Source organism: Roseinatronobacter alkalisoli (assembly GCF_028745735.1).
GTDB classification, from domain to species: domain Bacteria; phylum Pseudomonadota; class Alphaproteobacteria; order Rhodobacterales; family Rhodobacteraceae; genus Roseinatronobacter; species Roseinatronobacter alkalisoli.
The window spans coordinates 38,856-61,889 of sequence record NZ_JAQZSM010000015.1 but is presented as its reverse complement, the minus strand read 5'-3'; the positions used below and the strand labels follow the sequence as shown (position 1 = coordinate 61,889).

Below are 23,034 nucleotides of genomic sequence, written 5' to 3'. Positions count from 1 at the left end.
CGGGGCACGTATCAGATGTATTTCAGGCCCTTCTCGGCCAGTCTCTGGCGCATATTATAGATATCCAGCCCCAGTTCGCCTGCGGCCAGACGCACGCGCTTGGCCTCTTCCGCGTCCAGCCGTTCTTTGGCCTTGCGCGCCACATCCGCGGCCTGCGCCTGTGGCACGACAACCACGCCATCATCATCGGCAATGACCACATCGCCCGCCGCAATCGCCTGACCCGCGCAGACAATGGGCACGTTCACCGACCCCGGCGTTTCCTTGACAGTGCCCTGCGCCGAAATAGCCTTCGACCAGACCGGAAAGCCCATCTCCTGCAAATCGGTCACATCACGCACACCGGCGTCAATGATCAACCCGCGACAGCCCCGCGCCATGGCGCTGGTGGCCAGCAGATCCCCGAAATAGCCATTGTCGCAGGGGCTGGTCGGGGCCAGCACCAGAATATCGCCTTGCTGCAACTGCTCAATCGCGACATGCAGCATCCAGTTATCGCCGGGCGGCGCGCTGATGGTCACCGCCGACCCCGCAATCCGTGCGCCGCGCCAGATGGGCCGCATATGCGAGGCCAGACAGCCCGTGCGCCCCTGCGCTTCGTGCACGGTTGCCACGCCCGCGCGGCCAAGCGCGTCAATAACGGCGGGGTCTGCGCGTGGAATGTTCTGAACGACAACGGACATGGATCAGCCTTTCTGTGGCACGGGGGGCGTGCCGTGCGTATGGAATGTGTCGATGGTTTTCAGCCCCCAGGCCTGCCCCTTCCTGCGGTCAGACTCGGTCCAGCAGACCGGTTCCCAATCGGGCGCAAGGATCAGCCGCGCACCCGCATTGGCCAGTTCCACGCGATTGCCCGCAGGCTCCCACACATACAGGAAAAACGTACCCTGAATGGCGTGCTTATGGGGGCCGGTTTCAATATGCACCCCGTTTTGCAGGAAAATATCCGCTGCGCGCAGAATATCCTCGCGTTGGTCCGTGGCATAGGTGAGGTGATGCAGCCGCGCATGCCCGCCGCCATGTTCCTCAGTGCAGGCCAGATCATAGGTCTTGTTGTTGATGGTGAACCAGCACCCCCCGATACGGCCATTGTCCAGCTGAATATATTCGGTCACGCGCGCGCCAAGGCAGGTTTCCATGAAGCGGCGGAATTCGCGCACATCGGCGGCCAGCAGGTTCAGATGGTCAATGCGGCGCGGGGCAGCGCCCGTAAATGCGCTGGCCGTGTTTTTCAGCGCGGGGTGGTCGGGGGCTTCGGGTTCGGCGCGGCGGGTGTCGTAGTATATTTCAAACACATGGCCGAACGGGTCTTCGAACCGGAAGGCGCGGCCATGGCTTTCGTCGCCGTCATGCCAGCCATGCACCCTGAACCCCGATGCCTCGATCACCGCCACACGGCGTTCCAGCGCGTCCGGGCTGGCGGCGCGATAGCCGATATGGCCAATCCCGGTTGTGTCTGCGCGCGTCAGTTTCAGGCTGGCGAATTCGTAATCGTCCCAAGCGCGCAGATAGGCGCTGGTCGCGTCCTGTGCAGACAGTTTCAACCCATAGACGCGCGTGAAGAAATCCAGACTTTCATCGAACTTGTCGGTCAGCATTTCGACATGGCCCAGATGGGCAATATCAAAGCTGGGGTTTGTGGGTATGCTCATGTCCCGCTCCGCTGTTAAAGTTCATCCACCGTGCGCGGAAAGACGGACTGGAACCCTTCGGCATATTTGCAATCACGCCCGCCTGACATGCCGCCCGAATTACGTTTGAAATGATTGGCACGCTGCTGGGCGACGCGGGTGTAATACTCCCACAGATGAACCTGCCCGTTCATATGTTCCATGGCCGCGCGTTTCTTGTCCCAGACCGGTGTGATGTCCAGAAACGTGTCCGGTTTCCAGCCCATCTGTTCGGTCTGGTGCGGCTCAAACAGGTAAAGTTGCGGTGCCCCCAGTACTTTCTCACCCGGATTATGCCCCCAGGCCTGCGCGATCATGCGGCATTCCAGCGCGATCTGCGTGGTATACATGTGATCGGTGTTATAGGGGTCATACTGGCTGTGGCACAGCATGAAGGCGGGCTGCACCTTGCGGATCAGATCGACCAGCCGCAGCTTGTCATCCTGTTCCAGATGCAGCGGGTAATCGCCAAGGTCAAAGCATTCCAGATGATGCACCCCCAACACATCGGCGGCGGCCTCTGCCTCGGCGCGGCGGATGGATTTCACCTCCTCCAGTGATTTCCCCTCTTTCCACAACCGCGCGCTTTCGCCGCGTTCGCCGAATGACAGGCAGGCCACCGTGACCTGATAGCCCATTTCGGCATGCAGCGCGATGGCGCCCCCGCAGCGCCACACGAAATCGGCTGCATGAGCAGAGATGACAAGTGCGGTTTTCGGCGTTGTCATTGGCGACTCCCTGAATTCTGATCATGACTCTGATCCCATGCGTACTGGGGGTCATGCAAATCTGAAGCGCGTTCATTAGCATAACAAATAGCTATAGTTGGATATTGTGCGCTGGTTCCGTCTGCCGATATCACTACTGCGGCTCTGCAACCTCCGGCCGGGTGGACGCTGCGTATCACTGGTCCCAAAGATCAGCGGCGCTGACAGTTTTCGCTGGGGAAAATGCGGCACCATGCGCCAGCCGAAGGGATTGGTCCCGCATCAGCAACGCTTCGGTTGCCACAACCGGATTGCATGTTCCGTCCCGGTCCAGTGTTTCCACAAGTGCAGTCAGGAACTGCGTCAATCCTTCTAGGCCCTGACGCAGGATATCGGCATTTTGCAGATCGCGCGTCACACCAGGATCAGCTTGCGCAAGCGCGGCCCCGATATTGGCATCCAGTCGTGCGGCTTGTTGCGACAAAAGCCTGGCTTCATCGGCGGCGCGCAACAATCCGTCCGAAAGGGCGACGCGCCCGTTCTCAACCGGGGGGGCGGGCGCCTGCGCGCGTGCATAGGTCATTGCAATTTCCCTGTGACAGATTCAACACAACGCAGCAGTGCTTCCTTGGTGAACGGCTTTGTCAGGAAATTGTTCATTCCCGCGCGCTGGCCACGCTCCAGCAAGGGGCGGTCTGCTTTGCCAGTAATCAATATGAAACCCATACGGTGCGTGGTCTTATTGGAGCGAAGCGCCTCCAGCAGGCTAATTCCATCCATTCCGGGCATGTTATAGTCGGAAATGACAAGGTGAACCGGCGCAGCAACCAGCCGTTTCAGTGCGCTTGCGCCATCCGCTTCATATTGCACATTTGATATTCCCGCCCAGTCAAGCGCCTGTTCAATAAGGCCGCGGCTGACCGACATATCATCAACGACCATGACGCGAAGCTGAGATTTTAGCAGCATGGATTTATCTTTCCTATACAGATTGCCCGGCCGGTGAAGGCGCGGTATTTACATAATGGGTGGGTCCGGCGAGGCGGAAGGTGGCGCTTGCCGGTCCGTCGAGTCGTTCTGAATGGCCAATGAACAAATGCCCGCCCGCATGAAGCTGCGCTGCAAATCGTTGCCACAGCAGCCTGCGTGCATCCCCGTCAAAATAGATGACGACATTGCGGCAGAAAATGACATCGAACTGCCCGGAAAATGGCCATTCGTGATGCAGGTTCAGTTCGGCGAATCGCATGATGCTTCGCAAAGGCGCGCCAGCTTCATATGACGTGCCGGTGCGCGTGAAATGCGTACTGAGTTTCGCGGGCGCCAGCCCCTGCACAGATGTTTCGGGAAATACCCCGGCCTGCGCTTTGGCAACCATCACGGGGTCAATATCGGTGGCCAGGATAAGCAGATCATATCGGGCGGCATCAGGAAAACACTCCAGCACCGATATGGCCATCGAATAGGGCTCTTCGCCGGATGAACAGGCGGCCGACCACAACCTTACCCGCCGACCCTTGCGCGCGGCTTCGATCAGCGGTGGCAGAACCTGCCGTGTCAGAGCATCAAAATGATGGGATTCCCTGAAGAATGCGGTCACATTCGTCGTCACTGCCGACAGCATATGCCGCCGTTCGGACGCGCCGCCGGGACTGTTCAGGAGCGCGCAATATGCCCCGTATTCGGCAAGTCCCAGCGCCCGCAGACGCCGGTTCAGGCGGGCCATCAGCAATCCGCGCTTTGCCTCTGTCAGCACGATTCCCGAATCGTCATGGACGATCCGGGCCAGCCGACTGAACTGATCGGTGGTCAGGGACGGTGGCGTTTCAACCCGCATGGTGTTCACGCGCTCGCCAGCTGTGGTGCCGGCAGCAATTGCGCAAGGTCGATCTTGCGCAATATCCGCCCATCGTCGAAAGTGATCATTCCGGTGATGAATTCCCTTGAGGGATCAGATGCAATATCCGGGACCGCCTGAATATTTTCTTCGTTGATTGTCACGATATCCGAAACAAGATCAGCCAGTAATCCGACGATCCGGCCCTCGTGGAAAGCGATGATGACAACATGGCGCTGCGAAGGATCTGACGGACCGAAACCCAGCCGGGCAGACAGATCCACCACCGTGACCACCGATCCGCGCAGGTTTATCACGCCTTTTACGTAGCATGGGGCATGGGGCAGGACAGTGGTTGGTGCCCATCCCCGGATTTCGCGCACCAGACTGATATCGATGCAGAAATCCTGTTCAGCCAGTTTGAAGGCGACAACATCTTGTTTTCCTGCGGAATTATGAGACATGGTTTCTAGCATTGCGTTACCCGTTTACTGCGAAAGCGATTGCAGAGCGACCTTGCTCGGACAATGATGAAAGAACGATTTCTTCAGGATCGATGATCAGCGCGATGTTGCCATCACCCAGGATCGTCGCGGCCGAAACCCCCGGCACGCGGCCATAGTTTTCTTCCAGGCTTTTGATGACGACCTGGCGTTGGTCGAATATCCCGTCAACGTGCAAGGCCGCACGTTTGTTGCTGTCTGTTTCGACGACAATCAATACCCCGCCATCAAGCGGTGCAGGCGCATCCCGCAGCCCGAATGAACAGGCGAGGTCGATGATCGGGATCAACTCGCCCCGATTGGAAAGTACCCTGCCATTTTTGCCGATGCCGTGCAGTGTTGCCGATGTCGGGCGCAGCGTTTCCTGCACTGCCGTTATCGGCAGCACCATTGTCTGGTCGCGCAGCTGGATAAGCATGCCTTCCAGCACTGCAAGCGTCAGGGGTAATGCGATGGAGAAGGTCGTGCCTTCCCCTTCTTTTGACTGGATCATCACCCGCCCGCCCAGCGACATGATTTCGCGCCGGACCACGTCCAGTCCGACGCCGCGCCCGGACAGTGCCGACACTTCGTCCTTTGAAGAAAAGCCCGGCAGGAACAGCAGCGAGTCAATCTCGTTCGGGGAAAGGGTGGCACCCGCTGAAATAAGGCCGCGATCTTCGGCAATCTGGCGGACACGGTCACGGTTGATACCGCCGCCATCGTCGGACACCTCGATCTGGACGCGCCCGGAGCGGTGGGCAGCAGAAAGCGTGATTGTGCCTTCCTGCGGTTTGCCGCGGCGCTGACGGGTGATCGCATCTTCCAGCCCATGATCGATGGAATTTCGGATCATATGGGTCAGGGGGTCGATCAACCGCTCGATCATGGTTTTATCGACTTCGGTATTTTCGCCTGACGTATCCAGACGGACTTTTTTTCCGGTCGCGTCTGCGGCTTCGCGCAGGATACGGTGCATGCGCTGGAACACGAGTTTCAGCGGTTGCGCCCTGATCGACATGACGCTTTCCTGAATGTCGCCTGCAAGCTGACGGATGCCTTCAAGCGCCGTCACGACATCCGGTTCTTCCGTGAAACCTGCTGTTTCGATGACCTGATACAGCATTGCTTCCTTGATGACCAGTTCACCGATCATGTTCATCAGCTTGTCCACACGGTCCAGACTTACCCGGATTGTCGCTGCCTGCCCGGCAGGCGCAGCCGCCGCGGCCCGCGATGCGACGGGTTCCTGCGCCGTGGCGGTCTTGTCATTCCCCACGGTATCCGTGGGCTGCGTGGGCGGTTCCACGGGGGCCATCCCTGTCGCGGGCGCAACTGCGTCCGGCGGCGCGTCAGGCATGGGCTGATCCGGTTCCCGGGTGATTTCCAGCTGGCAACAATCGACGACGAATTCGAAAATATGCTCGATATCCGCCAGTGTGGCTTCTGTGTGAAGGTTTATGTCCCACCGCAGGCGGGCCTCATCCTGCGACCATACTGAAAGTTTGGGAACGTTCTTTGTATCCAGCGTCACTGCGGCATCGCCAAGCTGCGCCAAAGCATGCAACAATGCCGCCGGATCGTTGCCTGTGCGGTATAATTCCGGGTCCGGCATCATGCTGATCCGGTAGCGCGCCCGTGGCGGGGGGGGGGGACTCGATCGGCGCGAAATCGAGCGTGATGGGAACGAAAGCCGCCTGCAGGTCACTGTCATCCTCTGCATCGTCGTCATCGCCAATCAGCCGGTCCAGTTCTGCCAGAAGGTCCTGCATGCGTGTGGAATCCGCCGGGATAGATTGCCGGGCCGCGGCAACGAGATCCGTCAGCAGATCGGAGGCGCGATGCAGCACTGTCATTACATCCTGATCGGCTGTCAGCCTGTCGCTGCGCAGCAGATCAAGAACAGTCTCGAACCGGTGGGCGAAGGTGACAAGATCGGTCAGTCCGAATGCGGCTGCGGCCCCTTTCATGGAATGCACTGCCCTGAAAACGGAATGCACGGTTTCCATTTCGTGACCGGGTACGTCCATTGCCCGCAATCCGGTGGCGAGACTGTCCAGCAACTCGTCGCATTCGGTAAAGAACATTTCCAGGAATTCGTCCCTGTCCGTCATCGCGATTACCTCCCCAATACCCGGTCGATCACTGTAAGGAAGCGCTCATCATCGAAGGGTTTGACAATCCAGCCGGTCGCCCCGGCATTGCGCGCGCGTGCCTTGAGCGCGTCGCTGCTTTCGGTGGTCAGAACGAGTATGGGAATGCTGGAGTAGCTTCCGGTCGCGCGCACTGACTCGATCAGGCCAAACCCATCCATCTTGGGCATGTTGATATCGGTGATGATAAGGTCGGGATCGGCATCCGCCAGTGTTCCCACACCCTCAACTCCATCTGAGGCCAGGAAAACCTCGAACCCTGCCTTGCGCAGAACATCAGCAACGAGTCCTCGTATCGTCGGGGAATCATCGACCGCCAGAATACGCGCCGTCATTTGCAGGCCTCCAGGTTCAGGGTCTGTGGATCAGCATCAAGAATTGCCAATGTGCGCAATGCGGCGTCTGACCAGTTTTCGATTTCGAAACGCGCGCCGTCTTCCTGCCATTGACGGTGCGCGGCAATCAGCATTTCCAGGCCGACTGCCCCCAGTCGCGTGATTGCGGATGCATCAATCCTCATGTCTTGCCCCGTTCGCTCCAGCAGTTGCGTGGCGACGATCTGCGCGCCGCGCTGGTCAAGGACTTCCGGCAGTTTCAGGTCTGGCATGGCACCCCCTTTGACGCGGCCCGCTGCGGGCCGATGACGCATCTGAACATTGTACTTTGCGATAGTCGGTTCGCATTTCACTGATGGTTAGCACCGCTCCCTTAAGAATTGGTTTCATCCAGATCGGTTCTTTTGTCCGGGGCGGTCCCGGATGCACAGAGTTTCTTAAGTAGTATGGGCTAGGGTCAGTCCGATTGCTGAAGGAGTCTCAAGTGACTGATCCGGTTATTCTTATTGCCGACCCGAATCGCGCCCGGCGGAAAATGCTGCTGGCCGCCTGTGCGGATGCGGGCATCTACACTGCTATTGATGCCGGTACTTTGGGTGAAACCTATCAACATGCGGAAATGCACATGCCCAGGCGCGTTGCTGTCGCTGCGGAATTCGCCCGCGCGCATGAATTTGATGCGCTGATCGACATGCTGAAAATGATTTCTGCCGATCTGGTGGTTTATGGCGGGGCGGCGGAGGCTGTGGCCGGGAATGTATTCCGGCTTGAGGGGCGTGATTCGGCATGCCGTCTGGTCGGATTGCTGAGTGCGGGGCTGGGCATTGATGCGCGTCCGCCGCCTCCACGTCAGGCTTCCGCGCGACCTGCTGTGGTTCCTGCTGCGCCGCCTGTCAGCAAGATGGTGATGATCGGGGCGTCAACCGGCGGTATTCCCGCGCTGGAGACGATTCTTTCCGCGTTTCCCGTTGATTGCCCGCCGACAATGGTGGTTCAGCACATCCGCCCCGGTTTTGCCGAGCGGATGATTCGCCGACTGGATGACATGGTTCTCCCCAATGTTGTCCCCGCGGACGACGGTATGCCGCTGCGCAGCGGGACAGTTTACATTGCCGCCGGGAATGACCGTCATCTTGGTGTCGTGCGGCGGGGCGGGTTGGTGACACGCCTTCTCGACAGTGGCGCGGTATCGGGTCATTGCCCGTCTGTGGATGTCCTGTTCGGACATGGTGCCGCATTGGCGGGCCGGGTGCCGGTCAGTGCCGCCATTCTGACGGGAATGGGTGCTGATGGTGCAGCGGGAATGCGTGATCTGCGCGCGGCCGGGGCCTATACCGTGGCACAGGACAAGGGCAGTTCCGTGGTCTGGGGCATGCCGCGGGTTGCGGTCGAACTGGGCGGTGCGGTCGATGTATTGCCGCTGGCGTTCATCGCGAAGGCGCTTTTGCGCGATCAGGCGCGGTCTGCCGGCCTGCAGGGACGGGCATTGCCATGACCGGTCCGCAAAACAAGGTCATTCATATTGTCCAGGGGGAGCATCAGATTTCCGGGCAGCCGGGAACTGTCATCACCACTGTGCTGGGGTCATGTGTTGCGGCCTGCATTTATGATCCGGAATGCGGAATCGGGGGGATGAACCATTTTCTGCTGCCGGAATCTGCCTCGGGCTCGGGGGATATACGCTATGCGGCTGCCGCGATGGAAGTGCTGATCAACGGGTTGTTGCGGCAGGGGGCGCTGCGCAACCGGATGCAGGCAAAGCTGTTTGGTGGCGCGCGCATGATACCGACATTGCCCGATATCGGACGGCGCAACGCCGAGATGGCCCAGAGGATTCTTCAGAATGACGGCATCCGCGTCGTGAGCGGGGATCTCTGCGGGAATGAGGCCCGGCGGATCCGGTTCTGGCCGACCACGGGGCGGGTTCAGATGCAGCTGCTGGGCAATGAAGCCCCCCCACCTGCCGAGAAGCCGGTGCGCACGGCCCCCGGCGAGGTTGAACTTTTCTGAGGCAAAGAATGTCATGCAACACGCCGGTACACGGCCCGGAAGGGCGGGCGCGATAATCACTCATTAATACGCAGCGGGTATGCTGATGCCAACGCGAAGGGAACTGAAGTGATGCAATTCCTGTCTGAATATATATCCCCCCTTGCGGTGTCCCTGTCGGGCTTGATCGCATTGAGCGTGCTGCATGTCCTGCCGGACACGCGCGATGATACGGCCGCGCTTATATTCCCGCCCACAATGTCGCGCGCGATGATTCTGCGCGAAGTTGCGCAGCTGGGTCTGCCGATCCGCGACCTGCGCTGGAACGGCTATCTGGTGGAACTTGACCTGACCAACCAGCCTGAACAGCTGCGCACGGGTCTGGCAGGTCTTGTGTCGGTGCCCGTGATCCGCCTTGCGGCCCGTCCGGCCGCCTTTTGCGCCACAGCCCCCGTTGCAAAGGAAATCTAGGAATGGCTACGAACACCAACAGCTTTGCGAAGATGCCGGTCATTCGCCGCTGGGGCGCGCTCGGAATCGGCTTTCTGCTATGGGGAATGGTTGTTCAGGCGGCGGTCATCGGCTGGGCGCTTTCTGTTCCCTCGCTCTATATACTTGTCTGCATGTCGCTTCTGGCGGCCATCGTCACGCTGGAATACCGGCGCAACCCCGAAGGGGAAGCCGTGCAACTGACTTCCGCGGCGGCGCTCGCGGTGGGTGTTGCATTGCTCGTCGCACAGTTTTCCGGACATCCGTGGCAGCCGGATATGCATATGCAGTTTTTCGCCGCTTTAGCTGTGCTCGGGATCTATTGCAACTGGCGGGCGATCATCCTTTATGCCGGAATTGTTGCGATCCACCATCTGATACTGACGATTGTCGCGCCCGCAGCTGTGCTGCCGGGGGGCACGGATATCGGGCGTGCATTCCTGCATGGATCAATCCTTCTCATCGAGGCTGCGGCACTTGTCGTCATCGGGGAAATCCTGCGACGCACGTTGACCGGGGCTGCTGATGACGCAGAAAAAGCGCAGATGGCCATGCAGGAAACAGAGAAGCTGCGTCTTGAACAGGCGGAAATGGCTGATCGCGCCGCAGCACAAAGGGCGGCATTGGCTGCGCGCCAGCAGCGCGTTGTCCGGGATGTCGAAGCGGGCCTTATCCGCCTGTCGGAGGGGAACCTGAAAACCCCTATCGACAATCCCGATGATGACCCTTTCCCCGAAGAATATGAGACGATCCGCCAGGCCTATAATCAGACCTTGCGGTTGCAGGATGAGTTGATGGTCCGGGTTGATCTCGTCGCCGGATCTGTGCGGGCCGAAGCTGTGGAAATCGAACGTGCGGCGCAGCAGCTGTCGGAGCGTGCGGAAGCCCAGACCGCCAGCCTGCGCGAGGGGCGGAGTGCATTGCAGCGCGTCATCGAACTGGTGGAATCCAGCCAGTCCGACTCGCGCAAGGCGACCGCCGAAAGCCGCGAAAACGAAAATCAGGCGGCAGCGGGGCGGTCCATCATGCAGGACGCCGTAGACGCAATGCGCGCGATTGAGGACAGCTCTGAACAGATTTCGCGGATCATCGGAGTGATCGAAGATATTGCCTTTCAGACCAACCTTCTGGCCCTGAACGCGGGCGTCGAGGCCGCACGTGCGGGCGATGCGGGGCGCGGTTTTGCCGTGGTGGCGGCAGAGGTGCGCGGGCTGGCGGAACGCGCCTCCGGCTCTGCCCGTGAAATCCGTGCGCTTATCGCGCAAGGGACCAGCCATGTCAGCACTGGGTCCGGTCTTGTGCGCCGCACGACCGAAGCCTTGTCCGGCATTGTTGAACGCGCATCAGAGGTCCGCAATCTCATGGACCGGATTGCCGTGACTTCAACCGATCAGGTGACGGGGCTGCATCAGACAGGCGCAGTGATTGATCACGCAGATGCCATCAATCACCAGACCCAGTCCGCCGCCCAGGATGCGCAATCCGTGGCCGTCAGCATCAGCAAACAGGCAGATGAACTGGTGGCAACATTGCAGGCATATCTGACGACACCGGGGCGCATGGACTGGTCCGACGTCGTGCATCCGCAAGCGATGCCCGACCCCGTCCCTATCATAAGCTTTGCCAGGGAGGCGTGATGACTGAACATGATCGCGAAGATGCGACACGCCAAAACCAGACGGGTTCCGGCCCGACCAAACAAGTTCCGCCAAAACCAGCCAAGTGCCGAGGGTAACCATGATTAAAAATACCAACATATCAACACAAATCGCCGGCGGTTTTGCCGTTGTCCTGATCCTGATCATTGGCTTGGGATTGTTCAGCTGGCAGCGGCTCGCCGCAATGAGTGGCGCCGTCTATGGTATAGAGGACGCCATGGAAGTTGCCATTTCCGCGGCCGAACTCGGACGAGAGATCGCAGAAGCGGGCCTGGCCGTCCGTGTTTTCACGCAAACAGCTGATCCGGCGGATGGTGACACCGCAGTTTCCGAAATGCTGGATGTCCGCCGCGCCGCTGTGGCACTCGTCGATGCTGGATTCGCAACTGCGCGGCATATGGTGGTGTTGAAAGATCGTCATATCGAGGAGCTTTCAACATTTGTGGCGCTTTACAAGCAACGTGAAGAACTGAAGGAAAAGCTGCAGGATCTGGGGATTGAGCATCGCCGCAATCTGGGGCGGCTCGTGACGTTACTGGAAACGCGCGATGCGGATGCGGCTGCATATCTTGCACTGCGGGCGTCTGAAAATTTCCTGGTGACAAGGGTGCGTGTCGACAGATTCGTCGATGGAATGCCGCTCTCGGAACTGGATACGGCGACGGCACCTTATGAAACTACGCTTGAATATGTGTCCCGTTTGCCTGTCGGTGCGCTTATGGCAGAAGAACGCGCGCTCCTCGGGGCCGCACAACGTGGCCTGAGTGATTTCTGGGCCGTTGTGAATGATATGCGTGACGCTGAAATGACCAGCCGCGCAGCCCTGTCAGCGATTCATGAAACAACCACAGAGGTTATCGCGCAACTCAGCACGGTGCAGGCCGAAATCCTTGCTGAACGGGAAAAACTGAATGCTTCCGCGCATAATCTGATCGACGGAACCGTTTTTTCGGTCCTGGCCGGAGTGGCCTTTGCCGCGCTGCTTGGGGCCGCGATCGCCGGGGTGTTGTCCGTGACGCTTTCGCGCCGCCTTGCGATGCTTCTTCAGCAGACCAATCGCCTTGCCGAGGGGGATCTGTCCCTTGAGATCGCCAGTTCAGACGGCAAGGGCGACCTGACACAAATGACGCAGGCCCTGCGGGTTTTCAAGGATAACGCGGTCGCGCGACGTGATGCGGAAGAAGAGGCGCGCCGCACCGAAGCGGTGGCGAATGAGAAACAGGAGCAAGAGCGCCGGCGTCAGGCGCGTGTCGTGCGCGATATTGAGGATGCACTGACGCGCCTTGCACAGGGGGAGTTGACCCACGCTATTCCAAGCCCGGAAAATGACCCTTTCCCTGCGGAATACGAAGAACTGCGCACCGCGTTCAACACTGTTGCGTCAAACCTGGCCGACACGATGTCACGCATTGTTGGTGTCGCGGAGCAGGTGCGCGGGGGGTCTGAGGAGATTACATCAGCGGCCCAGGATTTGTCTGGTCGTGCCGAAACCCAGGCCGCAACGCTGGAGGAATCGGCCGCAGCCCTGAATGAGCTGACCGAGAGCGTGCGCTCCACAGCGGCGCTCGCGAAAACCGCCGAGAACATGACCCGCGATAATCGTATGATAGCAGAGGAGGGGACCAGCATTGTGCGGGACGCGATTTCCGCAATGCAGAAGATTGAGAAATCCTCTGATCAGATAAACAGGATCATCGGCGTAATCGACGATATTGCCTTTCAGACCAATCTGCTGGCCCTGAATGCCGGCGTTGAGGCTGCCCGCGCGGGAGAAGCCGGTCGTGGTTTTGCTGTCGTCGCCTCTGAAGTTCGCGGGCTGGCACAGCGCGCTTCTGAATCGGCGCGGGAAATCAAGGGGCTGATCTCTGAAAGTGCGCAACAGGTCGAAGCCGGCTCGTCGCTTGTTACAAGAACAGGCGGAAGTCTGGAGCAGATACTGCACAAGGCGAAAGATGTGTCCGATCAGGCATCTGCAATCGCAATCGCCGCGGCGGATCAGTCAAGTGCATTGGGCGAGATCAATTCCGGTGTGAATCAACTTGATCAGGTGACACAGCAGAATGCGGCTGTTGCCGAAGAAACCAACGCCGCCGCCGATTCTCTGCAGCAGCAGGCGGATATATTGCTGAGCGAATTGTCCAATTTCAGATTTGAGAAATCTGCCGGACGGTCCGCACGGGTTCTGCAAATGCCAAAGAGCGAAACAGCAATATCCGCCGGTGGGTTTCAGTCCAAACGGGTTGTCGGACGGCAAGCGGATGGGGCACAAGCCAGACTGGTCGAGTTCTGATGTGCGATACCCGCCTGGCAGTGAGGGCATGGCGTGCGACAAACTGGGTACCGGTTTTCTGCTTCCCGGATATGCGTGATGTCAAAATATCAGGGCGTGGCCGCGTGAAGGCGAATGAACGCGACACGCATCCAGGATGCCGCTGCGGGACCTGATGCCGCAGGTCACGTCCGGCCCCCGGCACCATCTTGTTCATTCCTGAGCAACAGGGCAATGACCGCAGAACAGATGTGGTTGTAGAGGCGCCCCCGGGGTTTTCCCCCGGGGGCGTTTTCCATGCCATCTGAGTGCAGAACCCGTCGCAACACGCAATGGCGGGAACCGGGATTGCGTGCGCCCCGCATGTGCGGAAACAATACGACAGTGCCAATCGCACGAATGCGAATGAACGCGCGCAGGTTCCGGGACGATATGCGATGCGCCCTTAGCGGGGGGGAACTGCGGGTGGCCTGTCCGGCTGATCGGCAAGACAGCGCATTGCCCGTTTTATCAGTTCGCGCCTTTCCGCCGCGCCCAATACCTGTGTGCCCAATAATTCAGCACTGCGTAACCCGTCCACTGCCAGATAGGCCAAGGTTGCCAGGTCAGGGTCTGACGCGTTCGATCTGATGCGTTGCAGGAAAACAGCGGTATGTTCGCGCACAGGTGTCAGCATCTGCGGGTTTTCCGCAAGTGCTGCCAGTAGCCCTGATGGCGGATGCGTGTTCCGGTCCTGTTCGTCAAGGAAATGCTGCAGATACGATATGATGACGGCGTTTTTCTGCCCTGAATTTTCTTGCTTTTTCAATGAAATATCCAGGTTTTTCAGATGGTTTTCCACAACACCTTCCAGCAGCCGCGCCTTGGACGGGAAATGATACAGCAACCCGCCCTTTGACACGCCTGCTGCGGCTGCGACAGCATCAAGAGAAATATTGGCAGGCCCAAGCGTGCGCGCAAGCGTTTCGGCGGCATTCAGAATGCGGTGCCGCGTGGACAACCCTGAGCCGGTGTTTTTCGCTTCTGACATATGCCCCCCAATCTTGACTAAACCGTCTGGACGGTATAGTTGACCGCTGCAAGATGCAATCACTTATCTGATGGATATGCCCCCCCATGCTGAAACGCTTTATCATCGCAGCCGTGCTGCTTGTTGTGCTGGCCGGTGGCCTGATCGGGTTTAACCTGTTCCGGGACCAGATGATTGCGCAGTTTCTGGCCAACCGACCAGTGCAATCCATGCCGGTGGAAACGATTGAGGTGCAGCCGGAAACATGGTCGCCGGTGCTGAATGCCATTGGCACCGTGAATGCCGCGCAAGGGGTTGAACTGACAGTGGAAGCAGCGGGCATCGTGCGCGAGATCGGCTTTTCGTCGAATGCCGAAGTCATGCAAGGCGATATCCTGTTGCGCCTTGACGATGAGGTGCAGCGCGCCGACCTGAATGCGACGCAAAGCCAGCTTGCGCTGGAGCGCCTGAACCTTGATCGCGCGCTTGAGCTACAAAGCCGGGGCGTCACAGCGAATGTCCAGCTTGACCAGACGCGCGCCGCGTTCGATGTGGCAACCGCGCAGATGGCACGCGCGGAAGCGGTCATCCAGCAGCGCCGCCTTGTGGCCCCGTTTGCAGGTGTTATCGGCCTTCCGCGTGTGGATGCGGGCCAGCATATCACGCCCGGCACGGTCGTCGCGACGTTGCAGGAACTGGACCAGATGCGGGTGGATTTCAGCCTGCCGGAGCAGGCGCTGCCCGCGTTACATATCGGGCAGGCGCTGGATATCCGCGTGCAGGGTGATGACCGCCGTTTCCGCGGCGAGATTAGCGGCATTGACCCGCGCGTCGATCCGAATTCGCGCATGGTTGCCGTGCGCGGCACAGTTGAAAACCCCGGGCGCAGCTTGACACCTGGCCAGTTTGCGCGGGTTGAAATCCGGCTGCCGCAGGAAGATGGTGTCATTGCCCTGCCGCAGAATGCCGTTGTCACCAGCCTGTATGGTGATTTCGCCTATGTCGTGCGCCCGTCAGAGGAGGATGCGGACCAACTGGTGGTGCGCCAGACCTTTGTCACGACGGGGCGGCGCAATAATGGCGTGGTTGAAATTGTCGAGGGTATTGCAGACGGGGACCGTGTGGTCAGCGCGGGTCAGAACCGGTTGTCGAACCGCGCGCCCGTGACCCTTGCAGAGACGACCACACCAGAGGTGGCGCAATGAATATTTCCGCCCCGTTCATCAAACGCCCTGTCGGATCTGCCGTGCTGGGGTTGATGATTGTGTTGTTGGGCCTGATGGGGGCCTTCGGGTTGCAGACCCGCCAATACCCGCAGGTGGATGAAACCGTCATTTCCGTGACAACAATTTATCCCGGCGCGTCTGCTGAACTGATTCAAGGGTTTGTCACGGCCCCGATTTCCGCCGCTGTCGCATCGGCCGAAGGGGTGGATTACGTCACCAGCCAGTCCCGGCCATCGGCGTCGGTTGTGACAGTGAATATGGCATTGGGCCAGGACCCCGACATTGCCCTGACCGAAGTCATGTCCAAGGTGCAGGAGGTGCGTTCGCGCCTGCCATCGGATGCGATGGACCCCAATATCGTCAAGGGCACGGGCCAGACATTCGCCACCATGTATCTGGCCGTGCAGAACCCCGCGATGAGTGCTGAACAGGTCACCGAATACATAGAACGGGTGATTGTCCCGCGCATGTCCACTATCGAAGGGGTGGCTGAATCCCAGGTGATGGGGGCGGCGAATTATGCCATGCGGGTCTGGATTGACCCGGTGCGACTGGCCGGGCAGGGCCTGACCGCGGGAGAAGTGGCGCAGGCCATCAATGCCGCGAATTTTCTGGCAGCGCCGGGGCGTACCCGCAATGAACTTGTCGGCTATGCGATTGACATTGATTCAACCCTGCAAACGCCTGAAACCTTTGGGCAATTGCCATTGGCAGGGTCGGGCAACGATGTTGTGCGCCTGCGCGATGTGGCGCATGTGGAACTGGCGGCGGCCAGCACCGACATGGTGGTGTCCTTTGACGGGCGGCCCGGCACATTCATCGGGGTGTTTCCCAACCCGGCGGCCAACCCGTTGGATGTTGCAGCGGCAGTGCTGGCGGAACTTCCGGCCATTCAGGCAAGCCTGCCTGACGGCATGACCATGGACATGATGTATGACGCGACCGAACAGATTTCGGCCTCCATCAACGAGGTTCTGGTCACGATTGTGCTGGCCACGGCCATTGTTGCGCTGATCATCCTGCTGTTTCTGGGGTCGGTGCGGTCAGTGTCCATCCCGCTTGTGGCGATTCCGCTGTCGCTGGTGGGCGTGTTGTTCATGCTGTTTGTCGCGGGGTATTCGATAAATCTGCTGACACTGCTGGCCATGGTGCTGGCCATCGGGCTGGTGGTGGATGACGCCATCATCGTGGTGGAAAATGTCCAGCGCCATATCGAGAACGGGCAAACCCCGTTGCAGGCCGCGTTCACATCGATGCGCGAATTGTCAGTGGCCATCATTTCCATGATGATGACGCTGATTGCCGTGTTCCTGCCGCTGTTTTTCATTGGTGGGCTGACAGGTGCGCTGTTTCGGGAATTTGCTGTGGCGCTGGCAGGGGCGGTGTTCATTTCCGGTGTGGTCGCGCTGACCATATCACCAATGATGGCGGCGCGGGTATTGCGCGCGGGCGGTGGTGGCAACCGGTTTCAGAAAGCACTGGACCGCGGGTTCGACCGTCTGGAAACATGGTATGCACGGCGTCTGACATCGACATTGCGGTTCACGCCGGTCACGTTGATGATTGTCATCGTGCTGACCGGGGTGACAGGGTTCCTGTTCACCAAGACATCAAGCGAACTGGCCCCGGAAGAAGATATCGGCGCGCTGTTTTCCTTCGTCAATGCGCCATCATATGCGACGATTGATTATACCAGCCATTATATCGCGCAGATGGCGGACCTGACATCGGACCTGCCAGAAGCGCGGGCGAATTTTTCGATCGTTGGGTTCGGTGGTGCGACCAATAGCGGCATCATGCTTTGGGCCTTCGATGACTGGGCCGACAGGGACCGCAGCCAGGCCGAAATCCAGCAGGATCTGCAGGCGCGGCTGTCCCCGATTGCGGGTGTGCAGGCCTTTGTCTTTGCGCCGCCCAGCCTGCCCGGCGCGGGTGGGGGATTGCCGATTTCACTGGTGGTGCAGTCCACCGGTGACCCGTCCGAAGTGTATGAGATGTCAGAGCGTATAAAGCTGGCGGCCGAGGCATCGGGGCGGTTTCTGGTGGTGCAGAATTCCATGTCCTTTGACACCACACAGGTTGTCGTGTCCATCGACCGCGACCGCGCCGCCGCGCTGAATATCCCCGCCAATCAGATCGGGTCTGCCCTTGGTTTGCTGGTGGGGGATGGAGCGATTGCGCAATTTGACCGCGATTCCAAAAGCTATGACATCATCATGCAGGTGCCGCAGGCTTATCGCGACAACCCCGAACGGCTGGGTGAATTCCATATCCGGTCCATGTCGGGTGAGATGGTGCCGCTGTCGGCTGTGACAGAAATCAGCACCGCCGTTGCGCCCCAGTCGATTGAACAGTTCAACCAGCTGAATTCCGCGACACTGACCGCCATGCCGATGATCGGCACCTCCACCGGGGACGGGCTGGCGGCGCTGGAAGATATTGCGCGCGCGGAACTGGCGGACGGGTTCTTTCTGGATTACGCGGGCCAGTCGCGGCTGGAACAATCCGAAGGCAATACAATCCTGCTGGCCTTCGGGTTGGCGATTGTCGTGATCTATCTGGTGCTGGCGGCGCAATTTGAAAGCCTGCGTGACCCGTTCATTGTGCTGATGTCAGTGCCCTTGTCGATTTTCGGGGTGATTGTTCCGCTGAATCTGGGTCTGGGCACGCTGAATATCTATACGCAGGTCGGGCTGATCACGCTGATCGGGTTGATTACCAAGCACGGCATTCTGCTGGTGGAATTCGCCAACCAGTTGCGCCGCGACAAGGGGCGTGACCGGGCAGGCGCCATCGTCACATCCGCGCGGCTGCGGCTGCGCCCCATCCTGATGACCACGGCGGCAACGGCGCTGGGTGTTGTGCCGCTGATGGTGGCCAGCGGGGCAGGGGCGGCGGCGCGGTTCTCGATGGGGTTGGTGATCTTTTCGGGCATTACCATAGGCACGCTGTTCACGCTGTTTGTGGTGCCGGCATTCTATGTCCTGATTGCGCGCCGGACATTACTGGCCCCGGTCCGGGATATGGCAGAACACCCGGCGGAATGACACGGGGTGCTGGCAGTTTCGGGTGTCGCGTGATGATCAGGTTGGAACATGCCCTTTGCGGGGTGCTGGTGTAAAACAGCGCCGCCGCGCACCCAAACGCGCGGAGCAAAGGCCGCAAGGCCGCCGCGCTACCGGCGGGCCGTCCTGCGGTCTGCCGGTTACGCCAGCGACAAGCCAAGCCTTTGAGCTTTGGATTGTGCCGCCTGCATAAAGTGAACTTCTTTCACGTGGGACCGGCAGACCCCGGCCCGCCGGTAGCGCGGGCTACAAGCCCCGACATACACGCGTTACCCCGAATTCAGCCACCCGTGCAACCGGACGTGATCTAACTGTCGCTCTGGCGCAGGTCGATCAGACCGCCGCCAAACAGCCGGTCGCGCGAATGTTCCAGATGGGCGCGCATCTGGTGCGCGGCTGCTTCCGGGTCGCGCGCGGCCACTGCTTCGCGAATGGCGCGATGTTCGGCCAGCACGTCCTCCAGCCCTTTTGCGCCGTCATTCATCAATGACTGTCCGTGCAGTTTCATACCCACATTGATATGTGCGCGCAGGGCGCGCATGGTGGTGTCGAAATACTGGTTGTTGGCGGCCTTGCCGATGGCAAGGTGAAAGGCGAAGTCAGCATCCTCGCGGTGTTGCAGCGACCCTGTTGCATCCTGCAAAAGCTGCAGGGCGCGGTCGATTTCCGCCAGCGCGGCTGTGTTATGGCGCAGCGCTGCCAGACTCGCGGCCTCTGATTCCAGCAGAATGCGGAATTCATAGCAGCGCTGGATATCGGCCAGCGTTTCAACCCGCGCATACCCCACACCGGCAGAAACCGGGATGCGCGCATAGCTGCCTGCGCCCTGGCGCGAATAAATCAGCCCTTCTTCGCGCAGCCGTTCCATGGCCGCCCGCAGCACAGGGCGCGACACCCCGAATTCCAGCGACAGCGCGGCTTCGGTCGGAAGTTTCTGATTGGCCTGATAGTCGCCATTCGTGATGCGCGTCAGCAGAAGGTGATAGACCTTCTCGCTCAGGGGCGGGCGGGCGCGTGGTTTGTCATCCTTCATGAGTCCGGGCGTGCCTTTGCTGTGGCTGGCGGGGTGGTGGTCGGGCGATGGGAATCCACATGCGCAATCAGGTTGCTCAACAGATCCCTTGTTCCAAAGCCACCCGATTTCGTCACAATAATCAAGCCCGTATCCGCGCAGCGCGACAGGGGTACGCCGGGCAGAACCTCTCCCAGCAGGTCAAGCCGCACGATGCCAAGGTGTTTCAGGATGGCTTGCGCAGTTTCCCCGCCACAGGCAAACAGGCTGCGCGGCCCATTGCGCAGGGCACTGGCAATCCCGGTGGCGAAACTGTCAGCGGCAAGTCCCGGGTCCAGATCGGGGGTGTTTTCCGTCATTTGTATAACTGTAACCGGGTGCAGCGCAAAAGATGGGACAATGCCGTCGGGTGCGGCAACCACGGACTGCGACATGGCATCCAACTGCGACAGGGTTACCGGGTCGCGCGACCCGATGGCCAGCAGCAACGGCACCGGCAATGGCGGCAGGGGCGGGCAGTGTGACTGGCCTGCCAGGCGGCGCGCAAGCGCTTCCGCCAGCCCGGCGGCCCCGATATACAGGTTGTCGTCAAGCCGCGATGGCAGCGCGGCGTCTATGTCGCTGTCGGTGGTTGCGTCAACGATGGTGCGCGCAATGCCCACGCGGCCTGCGACATCAATGGGGACGGGCACGCCTGCGCCGGTAACCGCCCCGTCAATGACAAAACGATTCAGGCGCGGAATTGCCGGACAAGCCAGTGGGGGGGCATGGCGGAACCGGCGCAATTGCGCGATTTCAGCCGCGACATGGCCTTTTAACCGGCTGTCGACCTTCTTGAACACCAGCCCGTCGAATTCCTGCAAGCTGGCACCGATCATGCAGATTGTGGCTGTTGCATTGTCGGCGGTGCCTTCGCGGGTGCCGGTTGACACTGCGACCACCTGCAAGCCGGGATCGCGCAGCGCATCGATGAAACCGGCGGTTTCTGTCACGACACGGGTTGTCAGATTCTGCATTGCAAATGCCGCGGCACTGTCAAGCGCGCCGGTCAGATCATCCGCAATTATGGCGATACGCTGCATGCCTGCCCTTTGGTTTACAAGTATGTAATTTTGTATATTTGCCTGCCCCCGCGATGGCAAGTCACGAAACCGCAGCGCAGGTGCCGCAGCCAACGGGTGTGCCGCCCGCGGGTGGCTGAAACCCAGCGTATGCTGCGGTGCAGCGCTGCAAAAGCAAGTGGCAGATGGGCGAAGTTGTCCATAGGGAAGCTGTGCAGGAATGCGATATGGAATTGACTCTTTGGTCAAACTTATCCAGCCTTTACCCAGTCCCCGAAACGGTGTGCAAATCACCGAAACGGGATGTCACCTCATGACAGGGAGATTGTTATGTCGATAAATCTTAACCAGACCGGGCTTCGCGCACGTCTGATGCTGGGGGCCGCTGCTGTTGCGCTGGCCTTCGCGGGTGCTGCAAATGCCGAAACGCTGCGCTGGGCGCGCGTGGGCGATGCGCTGACACTGGACCCGCACAGCCAGAACGAAGGTCCGACCCATACGCTGAACCACCATATCTATGAAACGCTGGTCGGGCGGTCGGTTGACGGTACGCTGACCCCGCGCCTTGCGACAGAATGGGGTATCAGCGAAGAAGATGATACGATCTGGGAATTCAAGATCCGCGAAGGTGTCACCTTCCATGACGGGACTGCCATGACAGCGGAAGATGTCGTCTTCTCGCTGGACAGGGCGCGTACACCGCCATCGGGCATGTCCGCGCTGCATGCCGCAGTGGAAGAAGTGACTGCTGTTGACGACACGACCGTCCATGTGCGTCTGTCCGGCCCTGCGCCGCTTTATGTGCAGAACCTGACCAACACATTCATCATGTCCAAAGCATGGGCCGAAGAAAACGGCGTTGAAACCGCGCCCAACTTTGCGGCCGGTGAAGAAGCCTATTCGGTGCGCAACACCAATGGCACCGGTCCCTATATGCTGGTGGAACGCGACCCCGAAGTGCGCACTGTGCTGCAGGTGTTCGACGGCCATTGGGGCGACGCCCCCGCTGTGACCGAAATCATCTATACCCCGATTTCCGAAGCTGCGACCCGTGTTGCGGCCCTGCTGTCGGGCGAAGTTGACGTGGTGCAGGACGTGCCGGTGCAGGATATTGCACGGCTGGAACAGACCGATGGCATCAAGGTTGTGCGCGGGCCGGAAAACCGCAACATTTTCTTCAGCTATGACATGACATCGGACAAGCTGGCCACGTCCGACGCCGAGGATAACCCCTTCGCCAAGCCCGAAGTGCGCGAAGCGATGGCCTTGTCGCTGGACCGCAACGCCATTCGTCAGGTGGTGATGCGCGGTGAATCGCAGCCATCCGCAGCGCCTTTGCCGCCCTTCGTCAATGGCTGGACCGAAGAAATGGATGCGTTCGGTGAACCCGATTATGCACGCGCTGCCGAACTGGTGGCCGAGGCGGGCTATCCGAACGGGTTTACCGTTGACCTGAACTGCCCCAATGACCGCTATCTGAACGATGAAGCAATCTGCCAAGCATTGGTGGGGATGCTGGCGCGCGCCAATATCCGTGTCAATCTGGTGTCGCAGACCCGTTCGCTGCATTTCCCGCTGATCGAAAACTGGGATACCGATTTCTACATGCTGGGCTGGGGGGTTCCGACCTTTGACAGCCAGTATGTGTTCGATTTCCTGGTGCATACGCGCGAAGGGTCTTACGGGTCGTTCAACGGCACCCGCTATTCCAACCCCGAACTGGATGCCAAGATCGAATCGATTGCGACAATGACCGATCTGGATGCGCGCGACGCGGTGATTGCGGAAATCTGGGAACAGGTGATGGAAGACCGCATCTTCCTGAACGTGCATAACCAGATGCTGGCCTATGCCATGCGCGACGGGATCACCCTTGATGTGCATCCTGAAAACCAGCCGCATATGACCACCGTGACCTTCGACTGATCACGGCCCGCATCAGACGCCCGCGTGATTTACCCCACGCGGGCGTTTCTTTACAGCGCGCGCATCGTGTCGGTTTGAATTCGCGCACGCATGCTCTAAACTATTGATAACGCATGTCCGGAAAGCGGAAAGCCGGTTCCCGCTTT

Annotated in this window: 22 protein-coding genes; 8 read left to right on the top strand and 14 right to left on the bottom strand. The window is 59.7% G+C overall.

Translation table 11 applies throughout. From position 1 onward, the window contains the following. Nucleotides 1-11: 11 nt before the first annotated feature. From PUT78_RS15080 to PUT78_RS15030, 11 genes are all read right to left on the bottom strand, one after another. Nucleotides 12-683 (bottom strand): 4-carboxy-4-hydroxy-2-oxoadipate aldolase/oxaloacetate decarboxylase, encoded by a 672-nt coding sequence (locus PUT78_RS15080; protein WP_274353096.1) that lies wholly within the window; start codon nt 681-683, stop codon nt 12-14. A 3-nt stretch (nt 684-686) separates the two neighbouring features. Further along, entirely contained in the window at nt 687-1,652 is a 966-nt protein-coding gene (locus tag PUT78_RS15075; RefSeq protein ID WP_274353095.1) for a VOC family protein, read from the bottom strand. 14 nt (nt 1,653-1,666) lie between these two features. Then, nucleotides 1,667-2,398, bottom strand: coding sequence for a PIG-L deacetylase family protein (locus tag PUT78_RS15070; RefSeq protein WP_274353094.1), 732 nt, complete (start codon nt 2,396-2,398; stop codon nt 1,667-1,669). A gap of 175 nt (nt 2,399-2,573) precedes the next feature. Next, a complete protein-coding gene (locus PUT78_RS15065) occupies nt 2,574-2,960 on the bottom strand; it encodes a hypothetical protein (RefSeq protein WP_274353093.1) in 387 nt (128 codons plus the stop codon). Next, nucleotides 2,957-3,346 carry a response regulator gene (locus PUT78_RS15060; protein ID WP_274353092.1) on the bottom strand — a complete coding sequence of 130 codons (390 nt, stop codon included), beginning with the start codon at nt 3,344-3,346 and terminating at the stop codon, nt 2,957-2,959. Before PUT78_RS15060 ends, PUT78_RS15065 begins: the two co-directional genes overlap by 4 nt. Nucleotides 3,347-3,359: 13 nt before the next feature. Next, complete coding sequence (locus PUT78_RS15055; RefSeq protein WP_274353148.1) at nt 3,360-4,214, bottom strand: CheR family methyltransferase; 855 nt, start codon at nt 4,212-4,214, stop codon at nt 3,360-3,362. Nucleotides 4,215-4,219: 5 nt separating this feature from the next. Continuing rightward, nucleotides 4,220-4,678: a chemotaxis protein CheW gene (locus PUT78_RS15050; RefSeq protein ID WP_274353091.1), complete on the bottom strand. Its 459-nt coding sequence runs from the start codon at nt 4,676-4,678 to the stop codon at nt 4,220-4,222. Nucleotides 4,679-4,694: 16 nt separating this feature from the next. Further along, entirely contained in the window at nt 4,695-5,852 is a 1,158-nt protein-coding gene (locus PUT78_RS15045; protein WP_274353147.1) for a chemotaxis protein CheA, read from the bottom strand. Nucleotides 5,853-6,177: 325 nt separating this feature from the next. Then, nucleotides 6,178-6,810, bottom strand: a complete 633-nt coding sequence (locus PUT78_RS15040) for an Hpt domain-containing protein (protein WP_274353090.1) — start codon at nt 6,808-6,810, stop codon at nt 6,178-6,180. A gap of 5 nt (nt 6,811-6,815) precedes the next feature. After that, entirely contained in the window at nt 6,816-7,184 is a 369-nt protein-coding gene (locus PUT78_RS15035) for a response regulator (RefSeq protein WP_274353089.1), read from the bottom strand. Then, nucleotides 7,181-7,456, bottom strand: a complete 276-nt coding sequence (locus tag PUT78_RS15030) for an STAS domain-containing protein (protein ID WP_274353088.1) — start codon at nt 7,454-7,456, stop codon at nt 7,181-7,183. The genes PUT78_RS15035 and PUT78_RS15030 overlap by 4 nt, the downstream gene beginning before the upstream one ends. A gap of 212 nt (nt 7,457-7,668) precedes the next feature. Between PUT78_RS15030 and PUT78_RS15025 the strand changes: the two genes are divergently transcribed. The 5 genes from PUT78_RS15025 to PUT78_RS15005 all read left to right on the top strand — a co-directional run bounded on the left by PUT78_RS15025 (nt 7,669) and on the right by PUT78_RS15005 (nt 13,610). Further along, complete coding sequence (locus PUT78_RS15025; protein WP_274353087.1) at nt 7,669-8,679, top strand: CheB methylesterase domain-containing protein; 1,011 nt, start codon at nt 7,669-7,671, stop codon at nt 8,677-8,679. Continuing rightward, complete coding sequence (locus PUT78_RS15020) at nt 8,676-9,194, top strand: chemotaxis protein CheD (RefSeq protein ID WP_274353086.1); 519 nt, start codon at nt 8,676-8,678, stop codon at nt 9,192-9,194. Before PUT78_RS15025 ends, PUT78_RS15020 begins: the two co-directional genes overlap by 4 nt. A 111-nt stretch (nt 9,195-9,305) precedes the next feature. Next, nucleotides 9,306-9,644 (top strand): hypothetical protein, encoded by a 339-nt coding sequence (locus PUT78_RS15015; RefSeq protein ID WP_274353085.1) that lies wholly within the window; start codon nt 9,306-9,308, stop codon nt 9,642-9,644. 2 nt (nt 9,645-9,646) lie between these two features. Continuing rightward, nucleotides 9,647-11,299 (top strand): methyl-accepting chemotaxis protein, encoded by a 1,653-nt coding sequence (locus PUT78_RS15010; protein WP_274353084.1) that lies wholly within the window; start codon nt 9,647-9,649, stop codon nt 11,297-11,299. A 100-nt stretch (nt 11,300-11,399) separates the two neighbouring features. Next, nucleotides 11,400-13,610: a methyl-accepting chemotaxis protein gene (locus PUT78_RS15005; RefSeq protein ID WP_274353083.1), complete on the top strand. Its 2,211-nt coding sequence runs from the start codon at nt 11,400-11,402 to the stop codon at nt 13,608-13,610. 424 nt (nt 13,611-14,034) lie between these two features. Here the strand turns inward: PUT78_RS15005 and PUT78_RS15000 are convergent, their stop codons facing one another. Further along, the gene (locus tag PUT78_RS15000; RefSeq protein WP_274353082.1) at nt 14,035-14,619 is read right to left on the bottom strand and encodes a TetR/AcrR family transcriptional regulator; all 585 of its coding nucleotides are present in this window, start codon (nt 14,617-14,619) and stop codon (nt 14,035-14,037) included. A gap of 86 nt (nt 14,620-14,705) precedes the next feature. Between PUT78_RS15000 and PUT78_RS14995 the strand changes: the two genes are divergently transcribed. After that, nucleotides 14,706-15,803, top strand: a complete 1,098-nt coding sequence (locus PUT78_RS14995) for an efflux RND transporter periplasmic adaptor subunit (protein ID WP_274353081.1) — start codon at nt 14,706-14,708, stop codon at nt 15,801-15,803. Further along, nucleotides 15,800-18,871 (top strand): efflux RND transporter permease subunit, encoded by a 3,072-nt coding sequence (locus PUT78_RS14990; protein ID WP_274353080.1) that lies wholly within the window; start codon nt 15,800-15,802, stop codon nt 18,869-18,871. Before PUT78_RS14995 ends, PUT78_RS14990 begins: the two co-directional genes overlap by 4 nt. A 325-nt stretch (nt 18,872-19,196) precedes the next feature. Here the strand turns inward: PUT78_RS14990 and PUT78_RS14985 are convergent, their stop codons facing one another. Next, nucleotides 19,197-19,922, bottom strand: coding sequence for a FadR/GntR family transcriptional regulator (locus tag PUT78_RS14985; protein WP_274353079.1), 726 nt, complete (start codon nt 19,920-19,922; stop codon nt 19,197-19,199). Next, nucleotides 19,919-20,983 (bottom strand): four-carbon acid sugar kinase family protein, encoded by a 1,065-nt coding sequence (locus PUT78_RS14980; RefSeq protein ID WP_274353078.1) that lies wholly within the window; start codon nt 20,981-20,983, stop codon nt 19,919-19,921. The genes PUT78_RS14985 and PUT78_RS14980 overlap by 4 nt, the downstream gene beginning before the upstream one ends. A 309-nt stretch (nt 20,984-21,292) precedes the next feature. Between PUT78_RS14980 and PUT78_RS14975 the strand changes: the two genes are divergently transcribed. Beyond that, nucleotides 21,293-22,888, top strand: coding sequence for an ABC transporter substrate-binding protein (locus PUT78_RS14975; RefSeq protein WP_420793504.1), 1,596 nt, complete (start codon nt 21,293-21,295; stop codon nt 22,886-22,888). The last annotated feature ends 146 nt before the right edge of the window (nt 22,889-23,034 follow it).